The sequence below is a fragment of the Streptomyces spinoverrucosus genome (assembly GCF_006539505.1).
GTDB classification, from domain to species: Bacteria; Actinomycetota; Actinomycetes; order Streptomycetales; family Streptomycetaceae; genus Streptomyces; species Streptomyces spinoverrucosus.
Genome location: NZ_BJND01000020.1, coordinates 103,140 through 120,784 on the forward strand (window position 1 = coordinate 103,140; position 17,645 = coordinate 120,784).

The 17,645-nt window shown below is 72.7% G+C and carries 15 protein-coding genes and 2 pseudogenes; 11 read left to right on the top strand and 6 right to left on the bottom strand.

All coding sequences use genetic code 11. The features are described 5' to 3' along the window. Positions 1-18: 18 nt before the first annotated feature. From SSP24_RS15065 to SSP24_RS15075, 3 genes are all read right to left on the bottom strand, one after another. The gene (locus tag SSP24_RS15065) at positions 19-2,034 is read right to left on the bottom strand and encodes an NADPH-dependent 2,4-dienoyl-CoA reductase (RefSeq protein ID WP_141310031.1); all 2,016 of its coding nucleotides are present in this window, start codon (positions 2,032-2,034) and stop codon (positions 19-21) included. A gap of 85 nt (positions 2,035-2,119) precedes the next feature. Continuing rightward, on the bottom strand, positions 2,120-2,494 hold the full coding sequence (locus tag SSP24_RS15070; RefSeq protein ID WP_141310032.1) for a hypothetical protein: 375 nt from the start codon (positions 2,492-2,494) through the stop codon (positions 2,120-2,122). Positions 2,495-2,613: 119 nt separating this feature from the next. Beyond that, positions 2,614-3,486 (bottom strand): hypothetical protein, encoded by an 873-nt coding sequence (locus SSP24_RS15075; protein ID WP_141310033.1) that lies wholly within the window; start codon positions 3,484-3,486, stop codon positions 2,614-2,616. Between the two features lie 276 nt (positions 3,487-3,762). Here SSP24_RS15075 and SSP24_RS15080 point away from each other — a divergent pair, with 276 nt between their 5' ends. Beyond that, on the top strand, positions 3,763-5,841 hold the full coding sequence (locus SSP24_RS15080) for a SpoIIE family protein phosphatase (RefSeq protein ID WP_141310034.1): 2,079 nt from the start codon (positions 3,763-3,765) through the stop codon (positions 5,839-5,841). A 27-nt stretch (positions 5,842-5,868) separates the two neighbouring features. Here the strand turns inward: SSP24_RS15080 and SSP24_RS15085 are convergent, their stop codons facing one another. Beyond that, positions 5,869-6,651 carry a putative protein N(5)-glutamine methyltransferase gene (locus tag SSP24_RS15085; RefSeq protein WP_141310035.1) on the bottom strand — a complete coding sequence of 261 codons (783 nt, stop codon included), beginning with the start codon at positions 6,649-6,651 and terminating at the stop codon, positions 5,869-5,871. 288 nt (positions 6,652-6,939) lie between these two features. Here SSP24_RS15085 and SSP24_RS15090 point away from each other — a divergent pair, with 288 nt between their 5' ends. From SSP24_RS15090 to SSP24_RS15125, 8 genes and pseudogenes are all read left to right on the top strand, one after another. Next, on the top strand, positions 6,940-7,545 hold the full coding sequence (locus tag SSP24_RS15090) for a sulfite oxidase-like oxidoreductase (RefSeq protein WP_141310036.1): 606 nt from the start codon (positions 6,940-6,942) through the stop codon (positions 7,543-7,545). After that, the gene (locus tag SSP24_RS15095) at positions 7,538-8,293 is read left to right on the top strand and encodes a ferredoxin reductase (RefSeq protein ID WP_141310037.1); all 756 of its coding nucleotides are present in this window, start codon (positions 7,538-7,540) and stop codon (positions 8,291-8,293) included. The genes SSP24_RS15090 and SSP24_RS15095 overlap by 8 nt, the downstream gene beginning before the upstream one ends. 159 nt (positions 8,294-8,452) lie before the next feature. After that, complete coding sequence (locus tag SSP24_RS15100) at positions 8,453-9,037, top strand: Rv1733c family protein (RefSeq protein WP_174864655.1); 585 nt, start codon at positions 8,453-8,455, stop codon at positions 9,035-9,037. Between the two features lie 120 nt (positions 9,038-9,157). Beyond that, a complete protein-coding gene (locus SSP24_RS15105) occupies positions 9,158-10,126 on the top strand; it encodes an acetylxylan esterase (protein ID WP_141310039.1) in 969 nt (322 codons plus the stop codon). Between the two features lie 10 nt (positions 10,127-10,136). Continuing rightward, positions 10,137-10,553: a nuclear transport factor 2 family protein gene (locus tag SSP24_RS15110; protein WP_141310040.1), complete on the top strand. Its 417-nt coding sequence runs from the start codon at positions 10,137-10,139 to the stop codon at positions 10,551-10,553. Between the two features lie 88 nt (positions 10,554-10,641). Next, positions 10,642-11,808: a serine hydrolase domain-containing protein gene (locus SSP24_RS15115; protein WP_141310041.1), complete on the top strand. Its 1,167-nt coding sequence runs from the start codon at positions 10,642-10,644 to the stop codon at positions 11,806-11,808. Positions 11,809-11,958: 150 nt separating this feature from the next. Next, positions 11,959-12,705 (top strand): GntR family transcriptional regulator, encoded by a 747-nt coding sequence (locus SSP24_RS15120; protein ID WP_141310042.1) that lies wholly within the window; start codon positions 11,959-11,961, stop codon positions 12,703-12,705. Between the two features lie 16 nt (positions 12,706-12,721). Then, positions 12,722-13,101, top strand: a pseudogene (locus SSP24_RS15125) (alpha/beta fold hydrolase); the annotation flags it as partial. Between the two features lie 91 nt (positions 13,102-13,192). Here SSP24_RS15125 and SSP24_RS15130 read toward each other — a convergent pair. Further along, positions 13,193-13,918 (bottom strand): class I SAM-dependent methyltransferase, encoded by a 726-nt coding sequence (locus tag SSP24_RS15130; RefSeq protein ID WP_141310043.1) that lies wholly within the window; start codon positions 13,916-13,918, stop codon positions 13,193-13,195. Positions 13,919-13,928: 10 nt separating this feature from the next. Beyond that, positions 13,929-15,137, bottom strand: a complete 1,209-nt coding sequence (locus tag SSP24_RS15135) for an MFS transporter (RefSeq protein WP_141310044.1) — start codon at positions 15,135-15,137, stop codon at positions 13,929-13,931. A 377-nt stretch (positions 15,138-15,514) separates the two neighbouring features. Between SSP24_RS15135 and rho the strand changes: the two genes are divergently transcribed. Both rho and SSP24_RS15145 read left to right on the top strand, forming a co-directional pair. Then, positions 15,515-16,660: a transcription termination factor Rho gene (gene rho / locus SSP24_RS15140; RefSeq protein ID WP_141310045.1), complete on the top strand. Its 1,146-nt coding sequence runs from the start codon at positions 15,515-15,517 to the stop codon at positions 16,658-16,660. A gap of 122 nt (positions 16,661-16,782) precedes the next feature. Further along, positions 16,783-17,619: pseudogene (locus tag SSP24_RS15145) on the top strand (D-alanyl-D-alanine carboxypeptidase family protein); the annotation flags it as partial. Positions 17,620-17,645: the final 26 nt, after the last annotated feature.

The window sequence follows — 17,645 nt, forward strand, 5'->3', positions numbered from 1 at the left end:
AGGGACGGCCCCTTGACGTCAGAGGGCGGCCGCCAGTTCGGTGCCCTGCTTGATGGCGCGCTTGGCGTCCAGTTCGGCGGCCACGTCGGCGCCGCCGATGATGTGCACGCTGCGGCCCGCGGCGAGCAGTTCCTCGTACAGATCCCGGCGCGGGTCCTGCCCGGTGCACAGCACGATGGTGTCGACCTCCAGGACCGTGCTGGTCTCGCCGACGGTGACGTGCAGTCCGGCGTCGTCGATGCGGTCGTAGCGCGCGCCCGGGACCATGGTGACGCCGCGGTGCTTCAGCTCGGTGCGGTGGATCCAGCCGGTGGTCTTGCCGAGGCCCGCGCCGACCTTGCTGGTCTTGCGCTGGAGCAGGTGGACGGTGCGCGGCGGGGCGGGACGCTCGGGGGCGGCGAGTCCGCCGGGGCCTTCGTAGGTCATGTCGACGCCCCAGTGGCGGAAGTACGTCGCCGGGTCCTCGTGCGCCTTGTCGCCGCCGTCGGTGAGGTACTCGGCGACGTCGAAGCCGATACCGCCGGCGCCGAGGATGGCGACGCGGTCGCCGACGGGGGCGCCGTCGCGCAGGACGTCGAGGTAGCCGAGGACCTTCGGGTGGTCGACGCCGGGGATGTCCGGGGTGCGCGGGGTGACGCCGGTGGCGACGACGACCTCGTCGTAGCCGGACACGTCGGCGGCGGTCACGCGCGTGTCGAGGCGTACGTCGACGCCGTGCGCGTCGAGCTGGTGGCGGAAGTAGCGCAGCGTCTCGTCGAACTCCTGTTTGCCGGGGACCTTGCGGGCGACGTTGAGCTGCCCGCCGATCTCGCTCGCGGCGTCGAACAGCGTGACCTGGTGGCCGCGTTCGGCGGCGCTCACGGCACACGCGAGGCCCGCCGGGCCCGCGCCGACGACCGCGACCCGCTTGCGCCGCCGCGTCGGGGAGAGCACCAGCTCGGTCTCGTGGCAGGCGCGCGGGTTGACCAGGCAGGAGGTGATCTGCCCGCTGAAGGTGTGGTCGAGGCAGGCCTGGTTGCAGCCGATGCAGGTGTTGATGGCCTCCGGCGTGCCCGCTGCGGCCTTGGCGACGAAATCGGGGTCGGCGAGCATCGGGCGGGCCATCGACACCATGTCCGCGCAGCCGTCCGCCAGCAACTCCTCGGCCAGCTCGGGGGTGTTGATGCGGTTGGTGGTGACGAGCGGGATGGACACCTCACCCATGAGCCGCTTGGTGACCCAGGTGTAGGCGCCGCGCGGCACGGAGGTGGCGATGGTGGGGATACGGGCCTCGTGCCAGCCGATGCCGGTGTTGATGAGGGTCGCCCCGGCGGCCTCGACCGCCTTGGCGAGCGTGATCACCTCGTCGAGGGTGGAGCCGCCGGGCACGAGGTCCAGCATCGACAGCCGGTAGATGACGATGAAGTCCTCGCCGACCGCCTCTCGCACGCGCCGGACGATCTCGACCGGGAAGCGCATGCGGTTCTCGTAGGAGCCGCCCCAGCGGTCGGTGCGGTGGTTGGTCTGCGCGGCGATGAACTCGTTGATCAGATAGCCCTCGGAGCCCATGATCTCCACGCCGTCGTACCCCGCCTGGCGGGCGAGGCGGGCGGCGCGGGCGTAGTCGTCGATGGTCCGCTCGACCTCGGCGTCCGTGAGCTCACGGGGCGGGAAGGGGCTGATCGGCGCCTGGAGCGGGCTCGGCGCCACCAGGTCCTGGTGGTAGGCGTACCGGCCGAAGTGCAGGATCTGCATCGCGATCCGGCCGCCCTCGCGGTGCACCGCCTCGGTGATGTGCCGGTGCTGTTCGGCCTCCGCCTCGGTGGTGAGCTTGGCGCCGCCCTCGTACGGCCGTCCCTCGTCGTTGGGCGCGATGCCGCCGGTGACGATCAGGCCCACTCCCCCGCGCGCCCGGGCGGCGTAGAACTCCGCCATGCGTGCGAAGCCACGCTCGGCCTCCTCCAGGCCGACGTGCATGGAGCCCATCAGGACCCGGTTGGGCAGGGTGGTGAAGCCCAGGTCGAGCGGGCTCAGCAGGTGCGGGTAACGGCTCATGGCCCCTCCGTGCGCGGTGACGTACCTCTGTTGTAGAGGACCGCGCACGGTTTATGCAACTAGTTGCATAACGGCAGGGGCGTCGTCAGCGACTCTCCAGCCTCACGTGCAGCTCTCGCTCCTGGTCGCCGGAGGCCGTGGCGAGGTCGTGCACCCTGAACAGGTCGTGCAGGGTGGTGCGGAAGCGGTCGATCGCCCAGTAGCCGCCGTGCGCGTCGGCCTCGACGGAGGCGGAGAGCCGGGGGTTGGTGGTGTGCGGGCCCGTGTGCGGTGCGGAGACCTCGAAAGTGCCCAGCCACACCGTCGGCCGGACCTCGTGCCAGTCGCGCGGTACGTCCTCGGAGCACCGGTCCGAGTCGAAGTACTCGCACAGGGTGTCGAACACGATCCGGGCGTCCTCCTTGCTGCATCCGCTGATCTCCACGGAGACGGATTCCGGGTGCAGTCGCTCACTGTCCATCGTGGTGACTCCTCTCGTGGCCGCGCTGCGGTACGGCAGCGGGTTCCCGCACGGCGCCGTGCCGCACTCCCAGAAAACCACCACATTCCGGGATGTACAGCCCCGAGAGGAGCGCCGGCTCAGCTTCTGGTGAAGCGGTATGTCTTGCTGTCGGTCAGGATGCAGAAGCCGGGCGACAGCACGATCACGCGCAGGGTGCCGGTGCGGCGGTCGTAGTCGATGCCCTCCGCCTCGTAGGTGCCGGAGCAGCCACTGCGCAGCGGGAGCTGACGCAGGGCCGTGACCTGGCCGGACACGTCGGAGGTGCCGTTCGGCGGGGCGGACAGGTCGATCTGGAGCAGCGGCTTGGTGATGCCGAAGAGCGTGCCCGCCGGGTCGTCGGAGGAGCACAGCAGGGTGGTCGGGCCGGTGAAGTCGCAGCCCTGTACGTCGCGGACCGCGTGGTCGAGGTGGACGGTGGCGGCCTGCGGGAGGTTGGCCGAGGGCGAGGTACTGGGGTTGACTCCGGGCGTCGGGAAGACGAGCAGGCGGTTCATGGTGCCGTACTCGCCCGCGAGCATCCACTGGCCGTCGGGTGAGATCGCGACCCAGGAGTTGTTCAGGGCCTCTCCCGCGCTGAGCGTGTGGACGTACTCCGACCAGGTGCCGCCGGGCGACTGCACCCGGAACATCTTGGTGCTGCCCGAGTCACGCTGGTACGGCTCGATGTAGTGGCCGTCGTAGGAGGCGTCGGGGTCGCCGACGTGGTTCCAGCCGCGGCTGCTGACGGAGGAGGGGATGGTGCCGACGCCGGTGTACCGGTTGGGGCTGCCGGCCGGGGCCTCGACCGAGGTCAGGCCCTGGCTCTCGGTGAGCGGGTCGGCCCGGTCGGAGCCGACCTCGGTCCAGGTGTCGGCGGCGGTGGCGGAGGGGGCGGCGAGCAGGGTGAGGGCGCAGGCGGCGAGCCCGGCCAGGAGGGTGCGACAACGTTGCCGCGGGCGGCGTGAGGGCATAGGGGCTCCTCGGTTGGGGGTGGGTGCGCTTGGCGGAAGAGTGTGGCGAGAGGAGATGGTCATGTACAGACCAACGACAGAACGGGAGTTGTCGTACAGGCGACTGCTGCTCCCGAGCCCCCACCCGTCCAATCGGCCATCGCCAGACACCCCCAGTCATGTTGAGGGATGGTGGAGTAGGGCGGTCGTGGCGTAAGAGAGATGGTTGAGCGCGGTACCCAAGGGGAGTCGGCACGAGGACGACGTGCCGTGTGGAAGGCGAAGGCGGTGCGTGGGATGGGAGCAACCGGGCCACCGGTGGCCGACGGGACCGAGCCGGGCAGCGGGACGGCGCGGCCCAGCGGCCTGCTCGACGTGCTGGGCGTGGCCTCGGTGGTGCTGGACGCCCAGGGCCGCATCGTCCTGTGGAGCCCGCAGGCCGAGGAGCTGTTCGGCTACTCGGCGCCCGAGGCGCTGGGCCACTACGCCGCCCGGGTGATGGTGCACGAGGAGCACTTCGACCTGGTCAAGAAGCTGTTCGCCGACGTCATGGCCACCGGCCGAGGGTGGGCGGGTGCCTTCCCGGTGCGCCGCAAGGACGGCACCACGCGCCTGGTGGAGTTCCGCAACATGCGGCTGCTGGACGACCGGGGCGACGTCTACGCCCTGGGCCTCGCCGCCGACCAGCCGACCGTGCGCCGGCTGGAGCAGGACGTCGCGCTGTCCACGCGGGTGATCACGCAGTCACCGACCGGGCTGGGCGTCCTGGACACCGGGCTGCGCTTCGTGTCCGTGAACCCGGCGCTGGAGCGGATGCACGGCGTCCCGGCCGAGGAGCACATCGGCCGGACCGTCGGTGAGGTACTGCCGATGCTGGAGCTGGCGCCCCTGGAGGCCGCGCTGCAGCACGTCCTGGACACCGGGCAGCCGCTGGTCGACCACCCCGCCGCCGGCCGGACCCCGGCCGACCCGCACGAGGACCACGCCTGGTCGGTCTCCCTGTACCGGCTGGAGGACGCCCGCGGCACGGTACTGGGCGTCGCCCTGTCGGTCGTGGACGTCACGGAGCAGTACCGGGCGAGTGTCGAGACGGAGGCCGCGCGGCGGCGGCTGGCGCTCATCGCGGACGCGTCGGCCCGCATCGGCACCACGCTGGACCTGGACCGCACCGCCAGCGAACTGGCCGACGTCGCGGTGCCGGAGCTGGCGGACGTGGCCGCCGTGGACCTGCTGGACTCGGTGGTGGGCGGCCGCCGCAGCAGCTCCGACCCCTCCCAGCCGGCGGTGATCCGGGCGCTGGCCGTACGGGCGGACGACGCACCGGAGGCCCTGCGGGCGGCCGACACGCCGGGACAGGTGGCCCGCTACGGCCCCGACCGCCTGGTCACCGAGTGTGTGCGCACCGGTCGGCCCGTGATGGTGCCGCAGGTCAAGGACGAGGACCTGCCGCGCATCGCCCGCTCCCCGGAGGCCGCCGCTCTGCTGGCCCGCGCGGGCGTCCACTCGTATCTTGCCGTCCCGCTCATCGCGCGCGGCGAGGTGCTCGGCGCCCTCGACCTCAAACGCATCCACAACCCGCTGCCGTTCGGCGAGGACGACCTCCTGCTCGCCCGTGAACTGGCCTCCCGTGCCGCGGTGCAGATCGACAACGCCCGCTGGTACCAGAACGCCCGCGACACCGCCCTCACCCTCCAGCGCAGCCTGCTGCCCAGCCATCCGTCCGTCACCGGCGGCCTCGAAGTCGCCTCCCGCTACCAGCCGGCCGGCGCCGCCACCGAGGTCGGCGGCGACTGGTTCGACGTCATTCCCCTGGACGGCGGCAAGACCGCGCTCGTCGTGGGCGATGTGATGGGCAGCGGCATCACCGCCGCGGCGACCATGGGCCGGCTGCGCACCGCCACCAACACCCTGGCGTCCCTCGACCTCGACCCCGCGGTGCTCCTCGAACACCTCGACCGGATCACCGAGGGCCTTGACCACTCGATCGCCACCTGCCTGTACGCCATTCACGACCCCCGACAGCGGTGCTGCCGGATCGCCAACGCGGGCCATCTGCCGCCCGTGCACGTCCGCCGCGACGGGACGCGGGGGCTGCTCGACCTGCCGACCGGCGCGCCGCTGGGCGTGGGCGGCGTCGAGTTCACCACCACCGTCTTCGATCTCGCCCCCGGCGACGAACTCGTCCTCTACACCGACGGCCTGGTCGAGACCCGGAGTCACTCCCTCGACGAACGCCTGGACACCCTGCTGGACCTCCTCGACGACCCGGCCCGCCCCCTGGAAGACGTCTGCGACCTCCTCGTCCGCACCCTGCACCACCCCGACAACCACGACGACGTGGCCGTCCTCATCGCCCGCGCCCAGACGGGAGACTGACCCGAGCCCGATCCCTTTGGACCGGGGTCAGTTGGTGCCGATCACCACATGGGCGTACAGCTCCTCCGACACCGCCAGACGGGTCGTCAAACCGGCCCGGGTGAAGGCGTCGACGGCCTGAGGCGCCTGGCGTTCGCTGGTCTCGGTCAGCAGGCAGCCGCCGGGCGCGAGCCACTCGGCCGCCCCGGCGGCGACCCGGCGCAGCACGTCCAGTCCGTCGGCGCCGCCGTCGAGGGCGGTGGGCGGTTCGTGGTCACGTGCCTCGGCGGGCAGCAGGCCGACCTCGGCGGTGGGGACGTAGGGGACGTTCGCGGCGAGGATGTCGACGCGGCCCCGCAGTTCGCCGGGGAGCGCCGCGTACAGGTCGCCTTCGTGGACCCGGCCGCCGTGCCCGGCGACATTGCGCCGGGCGCAGTCCACCGCGGCCGGATCGATGTCGGCGGCGTGCAGTTCGACCCGGCCCAGGGCCGCGGCCAGGGCGGCGCCCACCGCGCCGGAGCCGCAGCACAGGTCGACGACGACCGAGGCTTTGGGGGCGGCGGCGAGGGCCTGTTCGACCAGGAACTCGGTGCGGCGGCGGGGGACGAAGACGCCGGGTTCGACGGTGATGCGCAGCCCTCTGAACTCGGCCCAGCCGACGACGAGTTCAAGGGGCAGTCCATCGGTGCGGCGGGCCACCATGGCGGCGAGTTCGTCCGGGGTGCGGGCGGCGCCGAGGAGCAGCTCCGCCTCGTCCTCGGCGAAGACACAGCCCGCGGCACGCAGCGCGGCGACCACGGAGGCGTAGGAAGGTGAAAGCGGTAGGGGCATGCGAGTGAGAGCCTTTCGGAAGCCGAAGGGCGCGCTCTCGGTCGCTACTGCCGGTGATCCGCGCCGACATGAGGAGAGAGCACCCGACCTGACACAGCGGTAATGGGTCTCACCTCCTCGGTCGCACACGGCTGGGACCGCCCCCAGCCGGACGGTCACCCTACCTCACGGGTCGGACGGCGACCGTCTCCGGGGGCATGTCCTCCTACCACGTACGGTGGTACGCGTACGCACTGATCACGCTCTACCCGCGGGCCGCCGCACCGGCGGTCTGGAGGCACCACCCGCATGAACGTCACCCGAGGCTTCACCGGGCGCCCGCGCGTCGACAACCCGGGGCTGCCGCCCGGGCAGTACGACGCGGGCGACGACTGGCCCGTCCTGTCCGCCGAGGTCACCCCCGACCTCGGCGCCGCCGACTGGACCTTCCGCATCGACGGCCTGGTGCAGGCGCCCCGTACCTGGGACTGGGCACAGGCGCACGCGCTGCCTGCTTCGGCGTACGAGGGTGACATCCACTGCGTGACCAGCTGGTCGAAGTTCGGGGTGCGTTTCGGGGGCGTCTCGCTGGACGCCTTCCTGGAGCAGGTGCGCCCGCTGCCGACGGCCACGCACGCCGTCGCCTACGCGCACACCGGGTACACCACAAACCTCCCGCTCGCCGACCTGACCGGCGGACGGGCCTGGATCGCCTGGGAGTACGACGGCCGGCCGCTGCCGCCCGAGCACGGTGGCCCGGCGCGGTTGCTGGTGCCGCATCTGTACTTCTGGAAGAGCGCCAAGTGGATCGCGGGCATCAGTCTGCTCGACCACGACGAGCCCGGTTTCTGGGAGCAGAACGGCTACCACGCGCGGGGCAACCCGTGGGAGGAGCAGCGGTACTCCGGTGACTGACACGTTCACTCCCCCGACGCGGTTCGCCGTGCCCGGCCGGATCGCCGTGGGCAACGGCACCGCGGGCCACTGGCAGACCGCCACGCTCACCGAGATCCGCCGCGAGACGCCGCGCGCGGCCACCTTCCGGTTCGCGGTGCCCGGCTGGGCGGGGCATCTGCCCGGCCAGCACCTGATGCTCCGGCTGACCGCCGCCGACGGCTACACCGCCCAGCGGCAATACTCGATCGCGTCCGCGCCGGACGACTCGGGGCACATCGAGCTGACCCTGGACCACGTCGAGGGCGGAGAGGTCTCCGGCTGGTTCCACACCGAGGCCCGGCCGGGTGACCGGGTCGAGGTGCGCGGCCCGCTGAGCGGCTTCTTCGCCTGGCCGGGCGACCGGGCCGCGCTGCTGATCGGCGCCGGATCCGGGGTCGTACCGCTGATGTCGATGGTGCGGCACCACCGGACGCGCGGCCTGTCCGCGCCGCTGCGGCTGCTGGTGTCCGCGCGGAGTCCCGAGGAGCTGATCTACGCGCGGGAGTACGGCGCCGAGACGACGCCCGTCTTCACGCGCACGGCTCCGCCGGGCGTACCGGTGGGTCGTATGACGGCGGCGCATGTGGCGTCCTTGCTGGACGCGGCGCCTCCCGGTGGGTGGGAGGCCTATGTGTGCGGCTCGAACGCCTTCGCCGAGCACGCATCCCGCCAGCTCGTGGCGGCGGGTCAGCCGGTGGACCGGATCCGGATCGAACGCTTCGGCTGAGCAGCACCCGCCTCTTCGCCGCGCCGTCCCTGTCATCGGTCCGTCCCGATGAACGAAGTCCGTGGGACGGGGTACCAGATCCATGTGGACTCGCACGCGTACGTGGGCCCGGGGGCGCCGGTACGGCTCCCCGGCTCCGGTGACGGCGAGGAGGCGGAGATGCGAACCCGGGTGCGCGCCTGGCGTTGGCGGCGCAATCCGCTGCGGCGCAGGTCGGACGTCGTCGAGGCGTGGACGGTGCTGGTCGTCGCCGTCCTGCTGTTCCTGGGCGCGCCGCTGGCCGGGGCGCTGGCGGGCTGGTGGGCCCACGGCGAGGCACAGCAGACGGCGGCGGCCCAGCGGGAGGACCGGCGGCACGTCCGTGCCGAGGTCGTCGGCAGGACCCCCGACACGCTGCCCGCGGTGCAGGGCGGCCGGGAGTACTCGTACCGCGCGACCGTGCGCTGGACGGAGCCCGGTGAGGGACCCCGGACGGGCACGGCGCGGGTCCCGGTGGGGACGCGGCCCGGGCAGACGGTCGACGTGTGGTTCGACGGGCGGGGCCGCAGCGTGGCGCCGCCTCCGAGCGCCGCGACGGTCTGGCAGCACAGCCTGACCATGGGCGTCTGCGCCACGGGCGGCACAGTCGCCGTGGTGCTGCTCGGCCAGGCGGCCGTCCGCCGGGTGGCGAACCGGCACCGGATGGCGGAGTGGGAGCGCGCGTGGGCGCGCACGGAACCGGAGTGGACCCGGCGGCGGGCCTGACGCGCGGCTCTGGCGACATCCCGTCGCAACCTGCGCGCGGGGTCCGCGTATCTGGCGAGTGGTCCGACCACCCGCGTACGGTGTGATCACCAACGTCGTCTGCACTCAAGGCGGTCCTACATGGCCCTGTTCGACCTCCCCCTCGACGAGCTCCGCGAGTACCGGAGTTCCTCCGCCGAACCCGAGGACTTCGACGCCTTCTGGTCCAAGACCCTCCAGGAGGCCCGCGAGCACGACCTGGACGCCCGGTTCGAGCCGGTCGACACGGGACTGACCACCGTACAGGTGTTCGACGTGACGTTCGCCGGGTACGGCGGTCACCCGGTGAAGGGCTGGCTGACGCTGCCCGTCGCCGCCGGGGAACCGCTGCCGATGGTCGTCGAGTTCATCGGCTATGGGGGCGGGCGCGGGCTGCCGCACGAGCATCTGCTGTGGGCGTCCACGGGCCGTGCGCACTTCGTGATGGACACCCGCGGTCAGGGCAGCGCCTGGGGCGCCGGTGGCGGCACCCCTGACCCGGTCGGCGGCGCTCCGGCGTACCCCGGTTTCATGACCCGCGGCATCGACGCGCCCGAGAACTACTACTACCGCCGGGTGTTCACGGACGCGGTCCGCGCCGTCGAGGCGGCCCGCTCGCATCCGCTCACCGACCCGGCCCGGACCGTCGCCCTCGGCGCCAGCCAGGGCGGCGGTATCGCCATCGCCGTTGGCGGCCTGGTCCCCGACCTGGTGGCGGTCGCGCCCGACGTGCCGTTCCTGTGCGACTACCCGCGCGCGGCGACCCTGACGGACCGTCACCCGTACCGGGAGATCGGCCTCTACCTCAAGACGCACCGCGGCCGCAGCGAGGACGCGCTGCGTACCCTCTCCTACTTCGACGGCGTGCACTTCGCCACCCGCGCCAGCGCCCCCGCCCTGTTCTCGGCGGCGCTGGAGGACCAGACGTGCCCGCCGTCCACGGTGTTCGCCGCGTTCAACGCCTGGGCGCACGAGGAGAAGGCGATCGAGGTGTACGACTTCAACGACCACGAGGGCGGCGGCCCGTTCCAGGAGGTCGCCAGGATGCGCTGGCTGCGGTCGTACGCCTGAGCGGTCCGTCGTGGAGACTTGGGAGGCCGCCGAGCGCTTCGTCCGCGTGTGGGAGCGGGGCTGGGCCGCGCACGACGTGGACGCGCTGCTCGCGCTGTACGCCGAGGAGTGCGTCCACCGCTCCATGCCGTTCCGTGAGCCGCACCGCGGGCGCGGCGAGCTCGCCGCGTATCTGCGCTGGTCGTTCGCCGACGAGCGGGTGACCGACGTGCGCTTCTCACCGCCGGTGGTGGGTGAGGGCGGGGTGGCGGTCGCCGAGTTCCGGGTGCTGTCCGAGGAGGGCGGCGAGGCCGTCACCCTGGCCGGGTGCGTCTTCGTGCGGTTCGACGCGGCGGGGCTGGCGGTCGAGACGCGGGACTACTGGCACAGCGTCGACGGCCACCAGGAGCCGACGGGGTCGCTGTTCTTCGGCCGACCTTCCCGCTGACATTCCGCGCCGTCCGACCAGTCGGTACGTTCATGGAGCCCGGTCCGCAGGGTCGCGGACCGGGCTTCCTGCGGACGACGGAGGGTGCATGTCCGAGCGCGAGCCACAGATCCACGGCCACTGCGACGCTCGTTTCGCGGCGGTGCGTGTGGCGTTCGAGGAGAACTTCCAAGAGCGCGAGGAGCTGGGCGCGGCCGTCACCGTCGTGGTCGACGGCGTGACCGTGGTGGACCTGTGGGGCGGCTGGGCCGACCCGGCCCGCACCCGGCCGTGGGAGCGCGACACGCTGGTCAACGTGTGGTCGACGTCCAAGGGGGCGGTGGCGCTGTGCGCGCACCTTCTCGCCGACCGGGGCCTGCTGGACCTCGACGCACCGGTGGCCACGTACTGGCCGGAGTTCGCCGCGGCGGGCAAGGAGAAGGTCCTCGTACGGCATCTGCTCTCGCACCGCGCCGGGCTGTCCGGACTGCGCGAACCGCACGCGTTCGCCGATCTGTGCGACTGGGAGGTGACGACCCGTCGGCTCGCGGCGATGGCGCCCTGGTGGGAGCCGGGGACGCGGTCGGGCTACCACGCGCTGACGTACGGCCATCTGGTCGGCGAGGTCGTCCGGCGGGCCTCGGGGCTCCTGCCCGGCGCGTTCCTGGAGCGGGAGGTGACCGGGCCGCTCGGCATCGACTTCACCATCGGGCTGCCGGAGAAGGACGCCGGGCGGGCTGCGGATCTGACGCACCGACGAGCCGCGCCGAGCACCGAACAGGCGTCGATCTTCAGCCAGTTGGCGCCCGCCGCGCTCGCCGCGCTGACCAACCCCGCGGTGGGCGCGGCCGAGGCCAACACGCCCGAGTGGCGGGCCGCCGAGATCCCCGCCGCGAACGGCCACGGCACCGCGCGGGCGGTGGCCGCCCTGTACGGGATCCTCGCGGGCCGGGGACCGTACGGCGGCCGGCGCGCCCTCTCCCCCGAGGCGGCCGAGCGGGTGCGCGAGGGGCAGGGCAGCTGCCGGGACCTGGTGCTGGGCGCCGGCCTCGGCAGGGACACGGAGGCCGGGCTCGGCCTGTGGCTCAGCGGGCCGCACGGCTCGTACGGGCCCAACCCCCGCGCTTTCGGGCACGACGGGTTCGGCGGGTCCTGCGGGCTCGCCGACCCGGAGGCGGGCGTGTCGCTCGGGTATGTGATGAACCGCATGGGGCCGCACATCGCCGACGATCCACGGAAGATGGCGTTGGTGAACGCCCTGTACGGCGCCCTGTGACGGCCGTGCGCGCGTGCTCGGCGAGTTCCCGCCCATTCTGTTTCGGCCGAACCGCCGGGCCGGTCTTCCCTGCTGGTTTAGACCAATGCTAGATCTGGTGGCGCAATGAGCCCGCACGGCTACGGCACGTCACCAACAGGAGGGCGCGGCATGGCCCGCACCACCCCGCACGACCGCCCGCACACCGACGAACGGCCCCTGTACTGGCGGATCGCGACGGAGCTGCTCGGCGAACTGAGCGACGGCACGATCCCGCCCGGCGAACGGCTGCCGGGCGAACGGCAGTTGGCCGAGCACTTCGGCGTCAGCAGGGAGACCGTACGGCAGGCGCTGGAGGTGCTGCGCCGGGACGGCCTGGTCGCCACCGACCGGCGCGGCAGCCACGCCACTCTGCCCGGCCCGCCGGTCGAGAACCTGACCTCGCTGGCCTTCCCGGTCGGCGCCCGGCGCGCCGCCGACCCGCGCGCCGTCGACCGGGCCACGGTCACCTGGGAGACACCCCCGCCCGAGCACGCGGCGGCCCTCGGGCTCGCTCCGCACCGGCCGACGCTGATGCACCGCTACGAGTCCGCCTCCGCCGACGGCCGCGGCCTGCGCAGGGCGGTCACGTCCTTCTCGGCCGTGGCCCTGGCCGAGGTCGAGCAGCTGGCCCGCTACCGCGACCGCGCCGACGGCACCGCCTCGGCCCAGCTGCGCCGCGCCTACGACTGGATGCGCAAGGCAGGGCTGACCCTGCACCACCGCGACGCCATCACCCGCCTCCCCGACAGTCCCTCGGTCCGGGTGACGCGCCTGGTGCACGACCAGTACGAGCGGCCGCTGGAGGTCACCGACCTCGTCGTGGACGCCCAAGGGGACGCGCTGGTCTACGAGTTCACGCTCCCGGCGGCGGTCTGACGATCGCGGACGCCAGTACGCCGACGACCTGGCGAGTTGATCGAGACGCTCAACCTCAACAACGTCATCCTCGTCGGCCATTCGACCGGCGGCGGCGAGGTGGCCCGCTATCTCGGGCGGCACGGCAGCGGGCGGGTCGCCAAGGCCGTGCTGCTCGGTGCCGTCCCGCCACTGATGCTCAGGACGGACGCCAATCCGCAGGGCACACCGCTGGAGGCCTTCGACGGGATCCGGGCCGGTGTCGAGGCGGATCGCGCGCAGTTCTACTGGGATCTCAGCGAGAGCTTCTACGGCTTCAACCGGCCCGGCGCCATCGAGTCCGAGGGCGTACGCCGGGCGTTCTGGATGTGGAGCATGCAGGTCGGTCTCAGGGCCGCGTACGACTGCGTGGAGCAGTGGTGTAATCCGGGCCGCCCCGCACGGCCTGGTCGGCGACTTCGAGCGGGCCTTCAACGCCGATCTGCTCGACTTCATCCGAAGCTGAGCCCTACGGGAGGCGTCGGGCCACGACCATCCGCACCCGCGGGCTGCCGTCCCGCTGCCGCCCGAACTCGGGCAGCGGGTGCAGATGCACCCGGAACCCGGCGCCTTCCAGCTCCCTCAGCAGGTCCCCGAACCGCACGGCCCGGTAGTACATGACGAACGGCGGCCGCCACACGGCGTTGCGCACCCGCATCACCAGGTCGAAGCCCAGCAGCATGCAGTACATCAGGGAGCCGGGCCGGGGCGGCGCCACGACCGGGAACGCGAAGCACCCGCCCGGCCGCAGCACGGAGTGCACCTGCGCGAACAGCCCCGGCAGTTCCCGCGGCAGGAAGTGCCCGAACGCACCGAAGCTCACCGCCAGGTCGAACGCGGGGCGGAACGGCAGGGCCCGGGCGTCCGCGCGCACCCACGACACCCGGGGCAGGCCGGACGGGACACGCTCCCGCGCGACCGCGAGCATGCCCGCGCTGAAGTCGACCCCTGTGACACTCCCCTCGCACACCTGCCGCAGCACGCCGACGCCCGCGCCGGTACCGCAGCACACGTCGAGCCCGTCCTCGAACGGCCCGATCCGACGCAGCGCCGAGGCGACGGCGTCGAGCACCGAGTCCGGCGTGCGGAAGGGGGTGTGGTCGAACTTGGGGGCGAGCAGGTCGTAGCCCCGCTCGACCGACGACAGCGCCTGGACGGCGAGTTCACGCAGGCTGGGGCCTTGGGGGCTGAACATCGACTTCAGCTTAGTCCCGCCTGGACAGCAGGAGCGGCGTGGCAAGGATCAGTAGCCCGGCGAGTGCGATCGCGGTGCGCGGGCTGGTGACGGCGGCCAGCACGCCCCACAGGGCGGTCAGGGCCGCGATGCTGAGCTTCACCGAGATCGACCAGGCGGACAGGGTGCGCGCGACACGGTCCGACGGGGTCCGATCCAGCCGGCGGGTGGCGAGCACCGGGTTGTACACGCCCATGCAGGTGATCAGCCCGAACTCGACCACCCACACGAGCAGCAGCCCGGTCACACCGGGGTGGACGAAGGCCAGCCCGACCGGCCAGCACGCGCGCAGTGTCCCCACCGTGAGCAGGATCTTGCGCTGCCCGAACCGTGCGACGAGCCCTGGGGCCAGGCGGGAGCCGATCAGCCCGCCGATGCAGGGCACGGCGAACGCGAGGGCGTACTGCCAAGGCGGGAACCCGAGCGGACCGAGCATCAGGACGGCGAGCGGCGGCGAGGCCGCCATGATCAGGCCGTTGACCAGGACCGTGTTGCAGAACAGCGGGCGCAGCACCGGGTCGGTGAGGATGTGCCGCCAGCCTTCGAGCAGGTCGGCGGCCCGGAGCCGGGACGACGCCCCCGCACGCGTCGCCGGGCGTGGCTCGCCGGCGCCCATCGCGCGGATCCCCACCGCCGAGAGCAGGAAACTGACCGCGTTCGCCGCCACGGTCACGACCGGGCCGAACATCCCGACGGCGAAGCCGCCGAGCGGCGGGCCGAGCACGGTGGAGGTCCACATCGTGGCCTCGAACCGCCCGTTGGCGACGACCAGGTCCCCGGGCGGCACGAGCGCCTTCAGGCACGCCCCGCTCGCCGCGGTGAAGGTGATGTCCGCCGCCGCGACGACCACCGACACCACCAGGAGCTGGGCCAGGCTCAGCTCACCGAGCAGAAAGGCCACGGGTACGGTCATCAGCGCCGCGAACCGGACCAGGTCCGTCACGATCATCACCGGCCGCTTGCGGCGGAACTCCATCCACGGCCCGAGCGGCACCGCGACCACGGCCCCCACCACCAGCCCGGCCGCGGCAAGCGCCGACACCTCGCCGGGCCCGGCATGCAGCACCAGAACGGCGATCAGGGGAAACGCGTCGAAGGCGAGCCAGGTGCCCATCGTGCTGACCGCGTAAGCACCCCACAGCCATCCGAAGCGCCGCCCCAGCGACCGCCCCTCCCCCATCCCCGGCACACCCTCCACCGCCCACGTTGATCCACCCCATCCAACCGGGGTAGGGCCGCCGCCCGCGAGCCGGTGAGACGCATGTCACAGCGGCAGTCGCAGGTGAGGGGGTACAGTGCTGGGAGCACTTGTGTACGCCCCGTTGTGGCGCCGGTGCCAGTTCCTTCCTCAGCCCGCGAGACACCCGCCGTTTTCTGCCGGCTGGTGCAGCGGCTTCCCAGCACCACCTCAATTCACGTGCCTTCAGGCCGTCGCCGAGGTGCTGTTCCCGCCGCCCGGAGGCACGCACGTACGCCTCGTCTGCGGCTCTTCCCCCCTTCCCTTCCTCCCGCTCGCCTGCCCAGCAGGCCTCCGAGTCCGTGAAAGGACCGACCACCATGACCACCACACTCGAACACCCTCCTCTTCAGCAGCAGGCCCTGGCCACCCAGGTCGTCACCGGTGTCCTCGACATCGACGCGGGCGGCAAGGGACACCTCCGCGGCCTCGACTGCCTGCCCTCGCCCGCCGATCCGCAGCTCCCGGCCGCACTGATCCGCCGGTACGGACTGCGCAAGGGCGACCTCGTCGAAGCCGTGCGCGGCGCGCAGCGCGCTATCACCGGCGTCGAGCACATCAACGGCCACGCGCCCGCGCAGCTCCGGGGCCGCCGTCACTTCCATGACCTCACGCCCCTTCACCCCTGCGAGCGGCTCCGCCTCGAACACCCGGCGGCCGGGCTCACCGGACGCGTCGCCGACCTGCTCTCCCCCGTCGGCAAGGGGCAGCGCGGGCTGATCGTGGCCCCGCCCAAGACCGGCAAGACCGTCCTGATCCAGCAGATCGCGGCCGCCGTCGCCGGCAACCACCCCGAGTGCCGGCTGATGGTCGTGCTGCTCGACGAGCGCCCCGAGGAGGTCACCGACATGCGGCGCTCGGTGCGCGGCGAGGTGTACGCCTCGACCTTCGACCGGACGCCCAAGCAGCACATCGCGCTCGCCGAGCTGGTGATCGAGCGGGCCAAGCGGCTCGTCGAGGCCGGTGAGGACGTGGTGATCCTGCTCGACTCGCTGACCCGGCTGTGCCGGGCGCACAACAACGCCGCGGCCTCCGGCGGCCGTACTCTCTCCGGCGGTGTGGACGCGGCCGCGCTGCACGGGCCCAAGCGGTTCTTCGGAGCCGCACGGCTGGCCGAGGAGGGCGGTTCGCTCACCATCCTGGCCACCGCCCTGGTCGAGACCGGCTCCCGGGCCGACGACTTCTTCTTCGAGGAGCTCAAGAGCACCGGCAACATGGAGCTCCGGCTGAGCCGCGAACTCGCCTCCCGCCGTGTCTTCCCGGCCGTCGACATCACCGGCTCGGGCACCCGTCGCGAGGAACTGCTGCTGTCCCCGGCCGAGTTGACGGCCGTACGGGGACTGCGGCGGGCGCTGCAGCCCCGGGACGGCGAGGCCGGTCTGGAGACGCTGCTGGAGCGGATGCGGCAGACCCCCGACAACGCCACGTTCCTGCGCCGGATCCAGCCGACGCTGCCGGCCGGCTAGCCAGGCCCACGCGTCCCGGTTGGTGGAAGCGCGAAACTCGGGGTTCACGCATCCGGGTGCACGCGGCCCCCGCTTGGCCCGGGCAGCGCGCATCGGGGCCGGTCCATTCCTAGGTTGATCATATGACGATCGGACTCACTTCCCGGGTGGCTGTGGCGGCCTGTGGCCTCTGCCTGGCTGGTGCCCTCGCGTTCGCGCCCGTCGCGACGGCCGCCCCGACCGGAGCCGACCCCGGAACACCGGGCGCGCCCCGCGGAACGGCACCGGTGCCGGCCGTGCTGTACCGCTCCGGCACGCAGGTGCGGCCGCGCCCCGGCGCGCCGGAGGTCCCGGACGTCTCCGCCCTGTCGTGGCTGGTCGCCGACGCCCGCACCGGCGAGGTGCTCGCCGCGCACGACGCGCACCGCAAACTGCCCCCCGCCAGCACCATCAAGGCGCTGTTCGCCCTCACCGTGCTGCCCAAGCTGCCCGGCGGCATCCGGCACCAGGTCACGTACGGCGAGTTGTCGGAGGTCGGTGAGGGCAGCAGCCTGGTCGGCGTCAACGAGGGGGACTCGTACCGCGTCGACGACCTGTGGCGCGGGGTCTTCCTCAGCTCGGGCAACGACGCCGTGCGCGTACTGGCCCGGCTCAACGGCGGCTGGCGCGTCACCGCCCGGCAGATGGAGGCCAAGGCCCACGCCCTGGGCGCCCGCGACACACGGGTCCGGTCGCCCGACGGCTACGACGCGGAGGGCCAGGTGTCGTCGGCGTACGACCTGGCCCTCTTCGGCCGGGAGGGGCTGCGCAACGCGGACTTCGCCCGGTACTGCGCCACCCTGGAGGCCAAGTTCCCCGGCGGCGGCGACTGGGCATACGACATCCGCAACACCAACCGGCTGCTGACCGGCGACGACGGCGTGATCCGCTACCCGGGCCTGATCGGCGTCAAGAACGGCTACACCAGCGAAGCTGGACACACCCTCATCGCCGCGGCCCGACGCGA